The organism is Bacteroides sp. AM07-18, assembly GCF_003602695.1.
In the GTDB taxonomy this organism is placed as follows: domain Bacteria; phylum Bacteroidota; class Bacteroidia; order Bacteroidales; family Bacteroidaceae; genus Bacteroides; species Bacteroides uniformis.
Genome location: NZ_QTLM01000022.1, coordinates 1 through 16,296, shown reverse-complemented (window position 1 = coordinate 16,296; position 16,296 = coordinate 1). Strand labels below are relative to the sequence as shown.

The window sequence follows — 16,296 nt, the reverse complement described above, 5'->3', positions numbered from 1 at the left end:
CAAAAAATGAAAGAAGATTTATACGATGACCTTTTAAACGAAAAAGAGGAAAAAACAGATTTCCAAGCCCTCTTTTTCAAATACATCATTCATTGGCCCTGGTTTGTGGCAAGCGTATTGATATGCACTGGCCTGGCCTTTGCTTATCTCCGTTACCAAATACCTGTCTACGAAGTGTCATCTTCTATCCTAATTAAAGAAGACGACAAGAAAAGTACCAACAATGCACTGTCTGCCATGCAGGATTTTGGTATGCTTTCCATGACCAGCAACTTTGACAATGAGCTGGAAATTCTGAAATCAAGGACACTCATCAAGAAAGTCGTGTCACGTCTGAACCTTTATACCAACATCGCCATCGAACAATCTTTCGGCTACGATGTTCCACTTTACAAAAACTCCCCTCTTGATGTGTTCATGACCGCCGAGGAAGCTGACAAACTGGAAGGGAACATTCGGCTGGAACTGATATACTCCCCTACCGGCCAACTGACTGTCACAGCCTTTTATATACAAAACGGAGACAAGCAAGAAACGACCAAATCTTTCGACGAACTACCTGCCATTCTACCACTCCCGGTAGGTGTCATCACCATTTCGCACAATGATTCATTGCCTGCTCCGCAAGAGCCCGTCAATCTGAAGGCTATCATCAGTACCCCCACTGCCGCAGCAGCAGGCTATAGGGCAGGTCTGACCGTAGCCCCCATATCCAATACCAGTACCATTGCCACCATCAGTGTACAAAACACCCATATACAACGAGCCTCCGATTTCACCCAAGAACTGATAATACTCTATAATCAGGACACCAACACCGAAAAGAATGAAGTGGCCCAGAAAAGCGCCGACTTCATCGAGGAACGTATCAGCATCATCAACCACGAACTGGGCACCACAGAAACCGAACTGGCGGAATTCAAGCAACGCGCCGGACTGACCGACATCAGCAGCGACGCGCAGCTTGCCCTTCAGGAAAGTTCCAAGTACGAACAGCAATATGCAGAGAACGCCACCCAAATCAACCTCGTGAACTATCTGCGCGACTACATCAACAATCCTGCAAACAACGACGAGATCATCCCTGCCAACGTAGGACTGAGCGACATGAACCTGACCTCCGCCATAGACAAGTACAACAATCTCATCGTGGAGCGTAAGCGCCTGCTACGTACCTCCTCCGAAAGCAATCCCGCCATCATCAATCTGAACACGGGGATCGAGGCCATGCGCCACAATGTGAAAACCACCGTAAACAGTGTTTTGAAAGGCCTGCAAATCACCCGGAGCAACATCGACCGACAGTCGCGCAAGTACGAAAGCCGCATCAGCAACGCCCCCAAGCAGGAGCAGGAGTTCATGAGTATCGCACGCCAGCAGGAAATCAAGGCCACCCTCTACATCATGCTGCTGCAGAAACGCGAGGAAAACGCCATCACACTGGCTGCAACCGCCAACAATGGACGCATTATCGAAGAGCCCATGCCTGCCGGCATCGTTTCTCCCCAAGGCAAAAAAATCTATATGATTGCCTTTGTCATCGGCATCGGCATTCCCTTGGGCATCATTTTCCTATTGAACCTGCTCCGTTTCCGCATTGAAGGGCATACCGATGTGGAAAAGCTCACAAAGGTTCCCATTATCGGTGACATCCCCCTTACCGGTTCAAACAAGCATGAAGAGTCTGCCATTGCCGTACGCGAAAACGACAACGACATCATGACGGAAACCTTCCGCAGCCTGCGCACCAACCTGCTCTTCATGATGGGCGATCCGGATAAGAAAGTCGTCCTGGTTACCTCCACCATAAGCGGTGAAGGCAAGACTTTCATAGCTTCCAACCTCGCCCTCAGTCTGGCGCTGCTCGGCAAAAAGGTCATTCTGGTAGGATTGGATATACGCAAACCGGGATTGAACAAGTTGTTCCATCTTTCACACAAAGAAAAAGGAATCACCCAATACCTTGCCGCCCCCAAATCCACAGACCTTCATGCGCTGATACAGCCTTCCGGCATAACTTCCAACCTCGACCTGCTATTGGGCGGTCCCATCCCACCCAATCCTACGGAACTACTGGCACGCCAGTCACTGGAAGACACCATCAGTACATTACGCAAAGAATATGACTATATCGTACTGGATACAGCCCCTATCGGCATGGTGACCGACACGCTCATCCTTTCGCGCGTAGCGGACGCCAGCATCTACGTCTGTCGTGCAGATTATACGCATAAGACCGATTACCAGCTCATCAACGAGCTTCAGGAGCATCATCGTCTCCCCAACTTATGCACAGTAGTCAACGGAATCGATATGAAGAAGAAAAAATACGGTTATTACTACGGCTATGGTAAATACGGAAAGTATTACGGCTACGGTAAGAAATACGGATACAGTTGAGTTAGCGACTAGCTATTAAGAGTTGAGAGTAAATAATCGAGTGTCTAATTTTTAATTTCTAATTTCTAATTTTTAATTAACCCCGCCCCTCCAATGTGACAGGCGACCGCGTAGCGCGCCCGAACCTCAACTATTTATAGACCATAGAAATACTTTATTCAGCATATTCCTATAAGTCTGGGGCGTCATGCAAAGTGCATCGCTGTTCTTTGTACCCGGATTTATTTTGTTTGTTTTGTTTGTTTGGTGTTCCGGCAGGCAGAGCGCTGTTCCGGAACACCTTATTAAAAAAAATTCAGATGAGCCATACTGATATCACCCCTCATATTATTCCTCGTCGCCAATGGCTGGTGGCATACGTGCAGTCTTGTCTGGAAAAGAAGACTGCCGAACGGCTGAAAGCTATGGGAGTGGAATATTACTTACCCATACAAAGCGAAATACGCCAATGGAGCGACCGGCGCAAGAAAGTGGACCGCCTGGTCATCCCGATGATGATTTTCGTGCATGTCACTCCGCAGGAACGCCCCCTGCCGCTTACCTTACAAGCTATCAGTCGATACATGGTATTGCGCGGTGAAAGCCGTCCCGCCGTCATTCCCGAGGAACAGATGGAACGTTTCCGCTTTATGCTGGACTATAGCCCGGAGGCTGTAGAGATTTGCAGTACACCTCTGGCAGCAGGTGATGCCGTGAAAGTAATAAAAGGCCCCCTTGCCGGATTGGAGGGAGAACTGGTCATGATAGGAGGAAAAAGCAAAGTGGCAGTCCGGCTGGATATGCTGGGCTGCGCACATGTGGACATGCCGATAGGATACGTGGAAAAACTAAAAGTTAAAAATTAAAATGCATAAAAAACATAAGTCTCAATAACTTTCCATATATTTGCTGATGATAAGTGGAAAAATTATGAAGGATTCTCATAAAACATATATAAAATCATTTTCCTTACAAGGATTGTGGGGGTATAAAGAAGTGGAGTGGACAACCATCAATTCAGATGTAAATGTATTGGTTGGAATCAATGGCAGTGGAAAAACTACGCTCATGGATATCATGTATGCTTATTATACCAATGATGCAAAAGAACTAAAAAAATATCAATATCAAGATATTCAAAGCACCCCTCTCAGCACAGAAGTTTATCCGCTGGTATATCTCCGTACATTCGATACCCCTTTAGCCAATAAACGTAAATCAGGAAGTCCATTGATGGAAGAACTGAACAATGTGGTCTTTCAAAACAAGGAAGGCATCTCATTTTTCAATTATCGGATGAAAATGCTGGATTTTCGCGATAAAGCAAACGAGATACAACAAAATATAGATGAATTGTTTGGTATCATCAATGAATTATTCCAGGATACGGGTAAAACAATCAGTATTTCCAAAGGGAACAACAGTACATTGATATTCCACCAAAATGAGAATACACTCCATTTGGAGCAATTATCATCCGGCGAAAAACAATTACTGCTAATTTTGTTAAAAGTCTTCTTGCAGGAAAAGAAACCTGCCATCATTTTTATGGATGAACCGGAAATCTCATTGCATATCCGATGGCAAAGAGAAATTATCGACCGAATACGACAGATTAACCCTTCTTGTCAAATCATTATTGCTACCCATTCACCAAGTATGTTTGGAGCCGGCTGGGGAGATAAAGTTGTTTATATGGAAGATATAATAAAGTAAGCCATGCCGGAATCAGTATCTGCTTTTGAGATGCAAGCCGAATATTTTGCCAATATTCCCATTCTTGACAAAACATATAGAGCTTCCGTCCACTTGGAAAATGAAAAAGACGAGATGTTTTGGGACACCATGTTACAAGAATGCCGTCCCGGAAAGTACAACTACATTTATTTCAGTAAAAGTGAGTTAGGGAACGATTCAAAGGGGTGTAAGCAATGTTTAAAATACAAAAATCATCTTTCCCGTAATTTTTTTATCTGTATAGACAGCGATTTGAGGCATCTATCTCGGGAACAAGGGATAGACAGTGCTCATTTTATCTTGCAAACATATAGTTATTCATGGGAAAACCATTATTGTTACGCTGAAAAGTTAGAAAAATCATGGAAAAGCAAATGTCCGGAGAAAGCGCAGGGTTTCAGTTTTCTATATTTCATCAATGAATTTTCGTGTGCCACCTATACAAGTTTCCTGCATCTTCTGACAATGAGGAAACGAGGGTTCAAAGAAGACTTTTCTTTAAGGCGTTTTGATGAACCTATCCCACGACAATGCAACAATAAAGAATTAGCAGAAAACGGGAAAGGCATTCTTCGTAAAATAAAAACAGACAACTTCCCGTATGTCAATGTACAAGATAAAGTATACTTTCAACAGTTAGGTCTGAATGAAAAAAATACATATCTGCATATAAAAGGCCATACCATCTATACACTGATAAAATCAATAGGAGACTACTTTTGCCATCGCTCGAATATAAACTTTGAGAAAGATGTTATATTAGAAGGTCTGCAGACCATAGGATATTGGGAAATAGACAAAATACGGGAAGATATTACCGCAATGCTGGGTGATTAGTGATTATCCCCCCATATTCCCCCTTTGCATCAAAGCAAGGACAAGCCTTATGGATGGATGCACTGAGTTGCCGATGCCCTAAAATCCGGGCAAGGGGATAGTCCGTCTTCAACTGCCGGAGCAAGTCGAGCAAGGAACATTTCTGTGCATACGTACGTGTATCGGCGGGAGAACCTTCTTCGTTGAGCCCGCCTTCATAGCAAATGCCGATACTCTTGTCATTCCAACCGGTGGCATGAGCTCCAATCTGATGGACCGGACGACAAATATGCACCTCACCGTCACGGGTGATGTAGAAATGATAGCCGATATCGGCAAAGCCCCGTGCCAAATGACTGCGGCGAAGCGCCTCCACCGAAAAATGGCGGTCACAACGCGTAGCGCTGCAATGAACTACCAGGAGGCGTACCTCCCGATAGTTCTGATAGAAACTGCCTGCCTTCATCCGGCTAACGGTTGATGCAGGAAGTCAGACCAAACACTCCGGCCAATGTAGTGGCCACGGTAATAATCACTTTGAGGACAATGCCCCATACAGATTTTGATTTTGTTTTCTCACTCATAACAATTTGCAATTAAGGAATTAAATAATATGGTTATCTGGATTTTTAACATGCTAAAGCGCAGCCAATTAGCACATTAGCCTTCTATCCTAACGGATTTTCCCCCTGGTCTCCGTCCGAACCGCCTCCCGGGTTGCTGCCTCCACCGGCATCTTCACCCCCGCCAGTGGCTCCGGTCAGGTCCACGGTAGTCTTTCCGGCCTTCAGGGCTTTCACCACGGCACGGGCTGCACTTCGGGTTGCCACCAGATTGAATTCCGCCTCCTCCAGCAGCTCTCCAAAACGCTGGCCACAGGTCCAGTTCACATTCAGCCTACGGATATGGATGGCAGGATTGAACTCCTTGGCAGAAGCCGCGCCGATACTGTTGATGCTGATGTAGAAACTCCCCAGGTCGCCCAACTGGATTTTTTGTCCGGCCAGCAACTGCTCCCGCATGCAATCCACGGACATGGTGAGGATGGCAACGATATCCGAACGCTTGTACACGCAGCCATGACTGGCTATATGCTCGGCAAAGCGGTTGATGTCCATCACTTCCGAATACTGCGCACTTGCGTACGCTTTTTTGGCAACCGTCTTATCGGTAGGATTGCCACGCATCACGATACTGTAGTTAATCATAAATTAAAAATTATAAGTTAAAAATTAAAAGATAGGGAGACGATACTAATCCCAGGGGCTTACGATTACTAATCTTCGCGCGTCACGATTACTAATCTTCACCCTTCATCGTCTGACAGAACAAAGATACGACGTACCTCCGGGCAGAATAAGAGATGCGGTGAAGTGATATGAAGGGATGTGGGAAAATGTGAGATTAGGTAAGATTATACCGGGTTCCGGCAATGGGTATACAGAAAAAATTCCGTACATTTACAGTGTAATAACCAGTTAAAGCATTGTTTATGAAGTACGTTGAAGACTACGAAAATATCCCCGGCAAAGAGTGGCCCGTCCGCCCCTATTACAAACGTGAACTGGCAGAGGCATACGCCCCCACCATTTCACCGGCATCCGCACTCAACCGCTTGTCCAAATGGATGAAGCTGAATTTGGAACTGGACGAAGCCCTGCGGCATACCGGCTACAAAGGCTCCCAGAAAATATTCACCTCCCTGCAGGTGGAACTTATATTCAGGTATTTAGGAAAACCGTGAAAGAATCAATCCCCCACATAGCGCGCCATGGCGCATTGGTTGCGGTAGATTTCATCCCCTTTCAGCTCGACCACCCGATAACCACGACGGCCACCGGAACGGACAGCCTCATAGCCCTCCTGCTTCATCACCAGACCGAGGCGCGTGGGACTCAAGGGTTGCCGGATACCTATGTTGATATGTCCCAGTATCTGGGCATTGGTCAAGAACATACACTCCTCGCCCGGCATGGGGCGGCGATAGTACACCTGAACGAGCTCACGCTCCAGGCAGGGCACCTCAAAATAACGGTTATGAAGATTCACGGCATCAATCTCCTCCTGCTCAAACCAGTAGTGAAAGCCGCTCTTCCAGAGGGCATAGCCTTGCGCATACACTCCGGCATAGTCTATGGGATAATCGAAAGGACTGTCTATGGAATCCACCTCGAAGGGAAGCCAACGGCGGTTGCCACTGAGGTCGTTGAGGAAGGTGACGTTGTTGCTCGTGCCACAGAAGCTGGCAATATGCGGACGGCTCTCCTTGAAGTGTCCGTAGGCGGCACGCTCGTTCACGTCTGTCATGCCGGTGATGGCCTTCAACTGGCTGACCTGGGCAGAGGTCATCTCCTCCAGCTCTTCAAGGCATACCAGTGCAAACTCGGTCAGCGTAAAAAGGTCGTCCTTGCTGACGCGCCGGCTGTTGCTTTTCACATAAAAATAACGCTGAAGTTCGACAGGAAGCAGACGCTGCATCCAGGTAGTCTTGTAGATGCCCTGCTTACCGATGAAGACCAGAATCTCATGATTCACCACCTTAGTATCGAGCAGCGAAGCAATGGTGGCCACCAGCCACTTCTTGAAGTAGATGCCGAAAAGCTTCTGGTCGTCCTTCACATGTACGCCGGCAGCCAGACGAGCAATAGGGTCAGTAGTACCGTCCCAAGCAGGCAGCCCCTCCAGATAGGCTACAAAGGGATTGAAAAGCGGTGTGTACTCCGAATCGAGCACGGAACGTATGTCCGCAATGCGGGCAAGCATCCCTGCCTTGTTCATGCGGCTCCACAACGTGTTGACGTAGCGGTCGGTCAGCTCCGCATACTCCTCTCCGCAGTCGGTCATCAGGACTTCGAACTTGCCACTCACCGTATTTTTGCGGAACTTCGCCTGTTCGGAAAGGAACTGCTCGATATCTGCCACCGTGGCAAACTTTTCATCGCCCTCTCCCCTGCGGACAAGGGAGCGGGTGCCATGCTCCCCGGTATTCGCGTAGCAGGAGCCGATGACAGTTGCCACATCCCCGTCATAGTCAGGAAAGTGCTCCGCTGCCCAAGCGGCGGCTGTCTTCCGGGCCACTCCGTACTGGTTGAGCAGATACCCCATGCGCATCACATATTCGTTATGATGATGTTCACAATAACTCACTCCCTCCTCTTCCAGCAGGCGTTCGGCAGCTTTCACCACCTTCTCCAAACGTTTGTTGCGCTTTGTCGGCACAGCTTCGGAAGCGCTATCCTGCGGTTGGGGAGCAATCGGACTATCTTGCAAAACAAAAGAAGCGGCACTGGGATTGTAATATACATGAGGGTCGGAAGCCAGTCCACTGATACGGGTAGCATTCTTGCACTGCCCGTCGCTTTCGAAGCCCACCAGGCAGGAATAGTAGTCGTTGACTTGATTGAAATACTTGGCGTATTGCCGGAAGGCTTTTCCCTTTTCCGCTCCGTTCAGGTCATCGATGCGGCAGATGATACGGATGCCATGACCGCTGATAGTGGTGTAGGCCATCAATGTATACTTGTCGGCACAAATCAATGTCAGTGTGGCAGCCATCCGCTCGGGAGCGATATGGTCCAGGTCGACCAAGGTATAGCCGGTCCAGGCACAGATATGTTCGCGGGTCTTCCCACCTTCAAAGCAGACGGCAACAGCGAAGCAGGGACAGCCGGACTTCTCGCGGTCGGCATCCCTACGCAGGTCTTGCTGCAAGTAGTAGCGATGTTTCTCGGTGCGGTCTCGCAGGGCAGCGTCGCATTTAATGATGTTGACTATTTCTTCAAGAGAAGTTTCTACTGATTCTGTGTCCGAATAGCCTCTGAAAAGGCTGATATTGCGGTGTTCCATAATTTACTGATTTTTGTTTATGTTTAAAATTACGACGCGAAGGAACGCATAAGTGCCCAGATACACAAGTCCGGTCGTTTCCACTACATGGAAATGATTTCGCTTGTTTTTATTATTGTTTAACAATTAAAAGAGTCAACATGACAAAGAAAGAGCCGGTGACACCGGCATTCGGAGCCTTTCTGAGCAAATGCCAGAAAGAACAGCTCGTTAACGGCAGACATCTGACCAACGAGACCATCGCCCAAGCAACGATGATGAGTACCAGAACCTACAACCTTTTAAAAAAGGGCTGAGCAACAACATCAACCAGATACATGCCATAACGCATTTCTGGAGGTCGTTCCCGAAAACAGACCAAGAAAGGGAGAGTTTTGAGAAAGAGGTGGCAGATTGCCTGGAGAGTGATTTGAGGAACTACAGAATCCATACCGGAGTCCTGAAGCCTTAACTTCACTTGCAACCTTGACACTTGTGGCACCCTTTTTCCAATACTCCCTATTAGGCTAATATTTATCACACACAAACGATACAGGTCTGTGCATATTGATAATTTGTCTCGCGCGCGTAACGGGTATTTATGTTTAAGGGGTGACACAGGTGTCATTTCGGCTTACCACTGATTACATAAATTGACAGAAATTGAAAAGAAAAATTACCTACAAGAATCTGTGAATTTTATGGTATAGATATTAGAGAAAGTAAGCAGCTATTCCATATAAAATATAATCATGATTATGAAACAATATAATATTGCCGTTGCAGGTACCGGCTATGTAGGTCTGAGTATTGCAACTTTGCTTGCACAGCACAACCATGTCACTGCTGTCGATATAATCCCTAATAAAGTAGAACTTATCAACAACAAGAAATCACCCATTCAGGATGAATATATAGAGAAGTATTTGGCAGAAAAGGAGCTTGACCTAACTGCTACTCTGGACGGCAAGGCAGCCTACAAAGATGCGGACTACGTCGTTATTGCCGCTCCTACCAACTACGACCCGGTGAAGAACTTCTTCGACACCCATCATATCGAAGATGTGATAGACCTCGTCATCAGCGTAAATCCGGATGCGGTAATGATCATCAAATCAACCATCCCCGTGGGGTATACCCGTTCACTCTATATAAAATATGCACAACAATTCCTTCACAATCCGGAACTGGAAGGCAAGAAATTCAACCTGCTCTTTTCTCCGGAATTTTTGCGTGAGAGTAAAGCACTTTACGATAACCTTTATCCTTCTCGCATCATAGTAGGTTATCCTAAAATTATTGAAGGAACAGAATTTACAGAAGAAAATACAGCTATAAATGCCATCAGCAATCCCAATGCGGAAGAATATGCCAAAATTTTCGCAGCATTGCTCCAACAAGGTGCTGTTAAAGAGAACATAGATACCCTATTTATGGGTATGAAAGAAGCCGAAGCCGTAAAACTTTTCGCCAATACCTACCTTGCCCTGCGTGTCAGCTATTTCAACGAACTCGACACGTATGCCGAAATGAAAGGGCTTGATACCGCAGCCATCATCAACGGAGTATGTCTCGACCCACGTATCGGCACACACTACAACAACCCCTCTTTCGGTTACGGCGGCTATTGTTTACCTAAAGATACAAAGCAACTCCTTGCCAATTACGACCGCGTCCCCCAAAACATGATGACCGCCATTGTGGAAAGCAATCGCACACGCAAGGATTTCATTGCTGACCGTGTATTGCAGAAAGCCGGTTACTATAGTTATGCAGAAGGTAATTATGATGTTGCAAAAGAAAAGCAAGTTGTAATTGGCGTATATCGCTTGACGATGAAGTCCAATTCGGATAATTTCCGACAATCATCCATTCAAGGTGTAATGAAACGGATAAAGGCAAAAGGGGCAGAGATTATCATCTACGAACCGACACTGGAAGATGGAAGCACGTTCTTCGGCAACCGGGTGGTGAATAATCTGGACAAGTTCAAGAAGCAGAGCCATGCGATAATAGCCAATCGATATGATGCTTGTTTGGAGGATGTGAAGGAGAAGATTTATACGAGGGATATTTTCAGGAGGGACTGAGTAAAATCAATTGAATTTTTAGCCATACTCATTTTTAGGACACTCTAAAGAGCCCTTTCAAAGAAGGATACCCTAAATTGAGTACTTACAATCTAAATAGAAATCTTGGGATAATGAAAGCATCTTTAAGGAGCAGTGCCGTTTCCGGAATGTTATGGACAGCTATGGAACGGTTTGGTCACCAATTTCTTAGATTAATAATCGGAATAATAATCGCCCGTATTCTTGAACCGTCAATGTTTGGGATTGTGGGCATGACCGTTATATTTACCGATTTGGCGCAATCAATTCTCGACAGTGGTTTTGGCAGCGCATTGATTCAAAAAAAAGATAGGAATGAGGTCGATTATTCAACTTGTTTTTATTTTAATGTAATTGTTGGATTGTTTTTGTATGCAATATTGTTTATAGCGGCACCACATATTGCCGTTTTTTATCATACAGCTGAGCTTACAGATGTAATCAAGGTTATTTCGTTAGGTTTTGTATTTAATTCTCTAATTATTTCGCAAAACGCCAAGCTGTCTGTAGAACTTAAATTTAAAGCCTCTTCAATTATAAATATCACTTCATATCTCATTTCCGGAATCATAGGGATTGTCTTGGCTTATGTTGGATTTGGAGTTTGGTCGCTTGTATTCCAACAAGTCTCAGCCTGTTTGCTAAGAGTCTTATTCGTTGAAATATATACAAGATGGATACCAATGTTTGTTTTCTCAAGGAAGTCTTTCCACTATCTGTTTAATTTTGGGAGCAAGGTATTAGTGTCCGGATTTTTATTTAGTATTTATAATAATCTATATACATTGGTTATTGGTCGTGTTTTTACTCCAACGGAAGTGGGACACTACAATCGTGCTAATCAATTCGCTGATTTACCGTCCAGTACATTGATAAGTGTTGTGATGAAAGTTGCATATCCATTAATGTGCAAAGTACAAGATGATACAAACCGTTTACGACGAAGCTATCAAAAAATTCTGCGGCTTCCTATATATATTATTCATCCCATTTTAGTAGGACTAATTGTGCTCGCAGAACCTTTTATTGTTCTATTGATAGGTGAAAAATGGATTTTTTGTGTTCCTTTATTACAAGTATTAGCATTTGGCTATATGTTTGATCCGTTGACTCGTGTTAATTTGAATATTTTGTATGTAAAAGGACGAACTGACCTTATATTAAAATTGGACATAGTTAATCGTATAATAGGTTTGTCTATTTTATTTACGACAATTCCCTTTGGTCTTTGGTGGTTGTGCTTTGGCCGTGCTTTTTACGGCTTAATAGCCTATAGTGTTAACTGTTATTATACAGGCAAATTTATTCAATTAGGCTTTTGGGAACAAATGAAGTGTATTATTCCTCTGCTTGCAAAAGCATGGGCTATGGGATTGTTATGTTCAATACCTATGTTCTTAACTTCAAATTATTATTATCAGTTCATTTTAGGTAGTTTTATTGGCATAATTAGTTATATAGGCATATCTATTCTTACAAATGATGAAAATTATAATGACCTCATTGAAATAGTAAAATCAAAAAGGTCTATTGGTATGGCTGAAAAAACACCTAAATAAAAAAAGGTTGATGATAATTTAAAAAGTAAAAGAATAGTATTTGATGGAAAAAATATCAGTAATCGTACCTATTTATAAGGCTGAGAAGTTTATTGAGCGTACAGTGCGTTCGGTTATTTCTCAAACATATACTCATTGGGAATTAATTTTAGTGATTGACGGCAGCCCCGATGATTCGGTGGTTGTTTGCCGGAAAATGGCAGAACAAGATAGGCGTATCATCGTGGTGGAGCAAGAAAATCGCGGTGCTCACGGGGCAAGATTAACTGGCTTGCACCATAGCGATGGAGCGTATGTCGCTTTTCTTGACTCAGATGATTTGCTTCCTCCTTATTCTTTGGAAGTAATGGCTGCTGAAATTGGCAATGGCTGCGACATAGTGAAAGGTGTGGTATGCGTTAATAACGCTACGCCTCGCAAAGGGAAGAATGAGTATCAGACTAAATCTTTGACCTCAAAAGAGTTTATAGAGCAAATTTTTTTAGGAGATCTTGATGCATATATGTGCGGTTCTTTATTTTGTAGAAACCTATTAGACGATTATATATTTAATTTGTGCATTAAAAACAAGCTTACAATCGGTGAAGATTTTACTACGAATCTGTATATTGGTAAGCATATATCTCAAGCTAAAATAATAAATGAATGCACATATGTTTATTGCGAGAATCCTAATGGAGTGATGAATACAATATCAATGTCTGATGAATATGGACTTCGGATAGGTAAGATTAATCGTATGATTTTAGGGGATGACCCTCAATGGAACTATGCAAAATTGCTAAAAAAAGCAACGTGTGTAAGCAACTTCTTTAACCCGTCACGATCTTTTCAACACGAAGAGTATCAAGCTTTAAAAACATTTATAGCTACTTATGGGAAGGAACCTTTGTATCGATATATAGACAGACGATTTCTTTGGTTTTGCCAATATAAATTTATTTATCGGATATATTCATGGTGCTATAGAAAAGCTAAGGGCTTGAAAAAAGGAAAGAAAAAAACTATTAAATGAAAACGATAATAAGTTCTGCCACTAAAACTAGAGATAACAGTATTGATATACTACGTAGCTTTGCTCTAATTGCCATTATTCTTATACATTGTCATCCTGATAGTAATTTTGTATGTCAGTTGACAGAATTTAATGTACCTATGATGGTTTTCCTTTCAGGAGTGTCATATGCATTAAGTTCTAAAAACGAATCTTATGGTTCTTATTGCTGGAAGCGCTTCAAGCGTCTGATACTTCCTGCGTGGATATTCATATGGGGATATGGGTGCGTTCTGTCATTTCTTTCATCCAATTTTATGGCCAAATTCCTGCTTTTCAATAGCATCTTCTATACTTATTGGTTTGTTTGGATAATAAGGGTATTTTTTCTGATTGCTTTATTGGCACCTTTATTTAAAAAATATATTAATTTCATCAACAGTTCTAAGAAAATAGCCACACAATTAACACTTGTTTACGTTTGCTATGAAATAACGCTTAGGTATATCAATACAGATTTTCTTCTGTGGAATATTTTTGCGCAAATAATACCCTATTCCATATTTTTCATATTAGGCATGGTTACTGTTAAAACGGGGGGGGGTAAAAATATATTACACAATACAACGATCTGGATTGTTGATATTTACCATTATTGCATTTTACTATTATTCTACTTCGCACCAATTCATTGTGACAAGTGCATATAAATATCCTCCTCAAATATATTATTCCTCATTCGCTATTGCAATAATTAGCATATTATGGATGAGAAGAAAATCTATAGAACGAAAAATAAATGGCATGTTAGAGGGTAAAGTAAGCACTTTTTTTAAATACATTGGCTCACATACTATTTGGATATATTTTTGGCATATTCCGTTTGTGGAATTTTTTACATATACAAACAGTGACATGCATTATATGGCTAAGTTTGCTATCGCTATGAGCGCAGCGTTTCTCATAGTTTTTTTGCAAGAGCAATTGATACGCAACTTGAACACTACGAATGGCAGGATTCAAAAATGGCTCAATATTCTATTTATAGGTTGATTAGTTTAGCGTAAATTTACAATAATAAAGAAAGATGAAGTTACAGAATATGCCCCAAAAGGTCAGAAGGGAATATCGTTATTACATCAAGAAGTTTTACTCAATATATAATCCTTAAAAGCTGGCGGATTATTTGTATTATGAAATTTTTCATAAACATATTAATTGGACACAATCCTTGTTCATGACAAGATGAACATTGATAAAAAACACATTAATCATATACTCAAAAAAAACTACACCGGAAATTCGGTAAAATGACAGCAAAACCTCATTATCTGAATATTAAACCATTAATTATTGCAGAAAAATATTACCCCCAAGAGAGAGGGAGTTGAATCTATTCTCTTTAAAATGGGAAAATTTAGACCGATACATATCGCCTGATTACAAGAATAATCATATGGTACCACAGCCTTCAAAGCTCGCTGATATGATAGAATACGCACGCAAACTTTCTGAACCTTTCAAGGTCGTTAGAGTTGATTTCTATAAAATAGACGGGCATGTGTATTTTGGAGAATTAACCTTCACATCAACTGCCGGACGTATGACATACTTCACGAAGAAGTTCCTTATCTTGATGGTTCAAAAAGTAAAAATATAAATTAAAATGCACACACCCAAACTAACAGTGGTAGTTCCATGCTGGAATTGCGAAAAATACATCGCGCAACTATTAAATTGTATCTTGAACCAGAGTTTTCAAGATTGGCGTCTTTTGCTAATTGACGATCATTCCACGGACAACACGGCAGTAGTTGTCAAAGGTTTTAGTAAAAAAGACCAACGTATTGCATATCATTTAAGGAATCGCCTGCCCAAAGGTGCGCAAACGTGCAGAAACATGGGGCTGAGTTTAGCGAGCGATTCTGAATATGTTATCTTTTTCGATGCCGATGATCTTATCGCTCCTTATTGTTTTGAGCAAAGGGTTTCTTACATGGATTTACATAAAGACTTAGACTTTGCCATTTTCCCGGCTCTTATGGTTTGCGAAGACCATAAGTATCACTATGTTTATGGCTACCAGCTGTTTGATGACACCTTAAAGGCTTTATTAAATTGGACTTTGCCGATGGTAGGATGGACTAATATTTATAGGGTGTTGTCATATAAAGAGCGAAAACTCGAATGGGATGAAAATTTACTTTCCATGCAAGATTCCGACTTTAACATACAGGCATTGTTGAAAGGATGTAAATACGCTTACGCTGATACTAAGCCGGATTATTTTTATCGTATTTTTAAAACTAACGGCAGTATTAGCAGTAAGATCAGCAGCAAGCAGCACTTGAAAAGTCATCTTCATCTGATAAAAAAAATATTATTATCATTAGATGTCGGGCAATTGGAAAAATACGACAAAGATCTTGAATGCTATTTATTGAAATTTATACGCATTTTCGCAACTGATGTAACTACTATGAAAGCCTTCGTAAATATTCCATGGATCAAGGTTCGCAAATGGTATGCGATAAGAGCACTTGCCTGTGCTTATATCTCGCCCAAAGCTATAAAGTTGCTTTTCCCGAAGATTAAAAGACTCAATGCAAGAAATATGCAAAAATGGGAATTATTGATGAACGAAAAATACATGGACATAAAGAGTTACGATAAACTGTATGGTTTTCAAGAATGAACATAACCCTACATTCTCTATTATAAAGGGAATTGCTATCATCAGCGTAGTGATAGGGCATTGCGTAAACTCGTCGTTTTGGGAAATTTTTGTCAACCAATATCATTTGGCTATATTCTTCTTTATAGCCGGATATTTCTTTAAACCTTAATTCCGCAACACTATTATAAAATATTTTTT

At 42.4% G+C, this 16,296-nt stretch carries 16 protein-coding genes; 12 read left to right on the top strand and 4 right to left on the bottom strand.

Going from position 1 to position 16,296, the window contains the following annotated elements:
- Window positions 1-6: 6 nt before the first annotated feature.
- The 4 genes from DW096_RS18110 (at window position 7) to DW096_RS18095 (ending at window position 4,953) form a co-directional block, all read left to right on the top strand.
- Complete coding sequence (locus DW096_RS18110; RefSeq protein ID WP_008663076.1) at window positions 7-2,400, top strand: polysaccharide biosynthesis tyrosine autokinase; 2,394 nt, start codon at window positions 7-9, stop codon at window positions 2,398-2,400.
- Between the two features lie 299 nt (window positions 2,401-2,699).
- Entirely contained in the window at window positions 2,700-3,245 is a 546-nt protein-coding gene (locus DW096_RS18105; protein ID WP_057281277.1) for a UpxY family transcription antiterminator, read from the top strand.
- 64 nt (window positions 3,246-3,309) lie between these two features.
- Window positions 3,310-4,095 carry an AAA family ATPase gene (locus DW096_RS18100; protein WP_064774928.1) on the top strand — a complete coding sequence of 262 codons (786 nt, stop codon included), beginning with the start codon at window positions 3,310-3,312 and terminating at the stop codon, window positions 4,093-4,095.
- A gap of 3 nt (window positions 4,096-4,098) precedes the next feature.
- A complete protein-coding gene (locus DW096_RS18095) occupies window positions 4,099-4,953 on the top strand; it encodes a DUF4435 domain-containing protein (RefSeq protein WP_057281279.1) in 855 nt (284 codons plus the stop codon).
- Here the strand turns inward: DW096_RS18095 and DW096_RS18090 are convergent.
- From DW096_RS18090 to DW096_RS18085, 3 genes are all read right to left on the bottom strand, one after another.
- A complete protein-coding gene (locus DW096_RS18090) occupies window positions 4,931-5,398 on the bottom strand; it encodes an N-acetylmuramoyl-L-alanine amidase (protein ID WP_057281280.1) in 468 nt (155 codons plus the stop codon). The genes DW096_RS18095 and DW096_RS18090 overlap by 23 nt on opposite strands.
- 4 nt (window positions 5,399-5,402) lie before the next feature.
- Window positions 5,403-5,516, bottom strand: coding sequence for a smalltalk protein (locus DW096_RS19335; protein ID WP_005828021.1), 114 nt, complete (start codon window positions 5,514-5,516; stop codon window positions 5,403-5,405).
- An 84-nt stretch (window positions 5,517-5,600) separates the two neighbouring features.
- The gene (locus DW096_RS18085) at window positions 5,601-6,140 is read right to left on the bottom strand and encodes a hypothetical protein (RefSeq protein ID WP_005828019.1); all 540 of its coding nucleotides are present in this window, start codon (window positions 6,138-6,140) and stop codon (window positions 5,601-5,603) included.
- 284 nt (window positions 6,141-6,424) lie between these two features.
- Between DW096_RS18085 and DW096_RS18080 the strand changes: the two genes are divergently transcribed.
- Entirely contained in the window at window positions 6,425-6,676 is a 252-nt protein-coding gene (locus DW096_RS18080) for a DUF4248 domain-containing protein (protein ID WP_005828017.1), read from the top strand.
- 5 nt (window positions 6,677-6,681) lie between these two features.
- On the opposite strand, the gene DW096_RS18075 is transcribed toward DW096_RS18080, so the two are convergent.
- Window positions 6,682-8,778 (bottom strand): BT4734/BF3469 family protein, encoded by a 2,097-nt coding sequence (locus DW096_RS18075; RefSeq protein WP_117962782.1) that lies wholly within the window; start codon window positions 8,776-8,778, stop codon window positions 6,682-6,684.
- A 140-nt stretch (window positions 8,779-8,918) separates the two neighbouring features.
- Here DW096_RS18075 and DW096_RS19475 point away from each other — a divergent pair, with 140 nt between their 5' ends.
- From DW096_RS19475 to DW096_RS18040, 7 genes are all read left to right on the top strand, one after another.
- Window positions 8,919-9,074 (top strand): hypothetical protein, encoded by a 156-nt coding sequence (locus tag DW096_RS19475; RefSeq protein ID WP_005828011.1) that lies wholly within the window; start codon window positions 8,919-8,921, stop codon window positions 9,072-9,074.
- 435 nt (window positions 9,075-9,509) lie between these two features.
- Complete coding sequence (locus DW096_RS18070) at window positions 9,510-10,847, top strand: nucleotide sugar dehydrogenase (RefSeq protein WP_117866159.1); 1,338 nt, start codon at window positions 9,510-9,512, stop codon at window positions 10,845-10,847.
- A 113-nt stretch (window positions 10,848-10,960) separates the two neighbouring features.
- Complete coding sequence (locus tag DW096_RS18065) at window positions 10,961-12,427, top strand: lipopolysaccharide biosynthesis protein (protein ID WP_120028834.1); 1,467 nt, start codon at window positions 10,961-10,963, stop codon at window positions 12,425-12,427.
- Window positions 12,428-12,470: 43 nt separating this feature from the next.
- Window positions 12,471-13,442, top strand: a complete 972-nt coding sequence (locus tag DW096_RS18060; RefSeq protein WP_117866161.1) for a glycosyltransferase family 2 protein — start codon at window positions 12,471-12,473, stop codon at window positions 13,440-13,442.
- The gene (locus DW096_RS19755) at window positions 13,439-14,131 is read left to right on the top strand and encodes an acyltransferase family protein (RefSeq protein WP_120028833.1); all 693 of its coding nucleotides are present in this window, start codon (window positions 13,439-13,441) and stop codon (window positions 14,129-14,131) included. The genes DW096_RS18060 and DW096_RS19755 overlap by 4 nt, the downstream gene beginning before the upstream one ends.
- Before the next feature lie 677 nt (window positions 14,132-14,808).
- Window positions 14,809-15,081 (top strand): ATP-grasp fold amidoligase family protein, encoded by a 273-nt coding sequence (locus DW096_RS19750; RefSeq protein WP_158589305.1) that lies wholly within the window; start codon window positions 14,809-14,811, stop codon window positions 15,079-15,081.
- Window positions 15,082-15,087: 6 nt separating this feature from the next.
- Window positions 15,088-16,116, top strand: a complete 1,029-nt coding sequence (locus tag DW096_RS18040; protein ID WP_117866164.1) for a glycosyltransferase family 2 protein — start codon at window positions 15,088-15,090, stop codon at window positions 16,114-16,116.
- Window positions 16,117-16,296 lie beyond the last annotated feature (180 nt).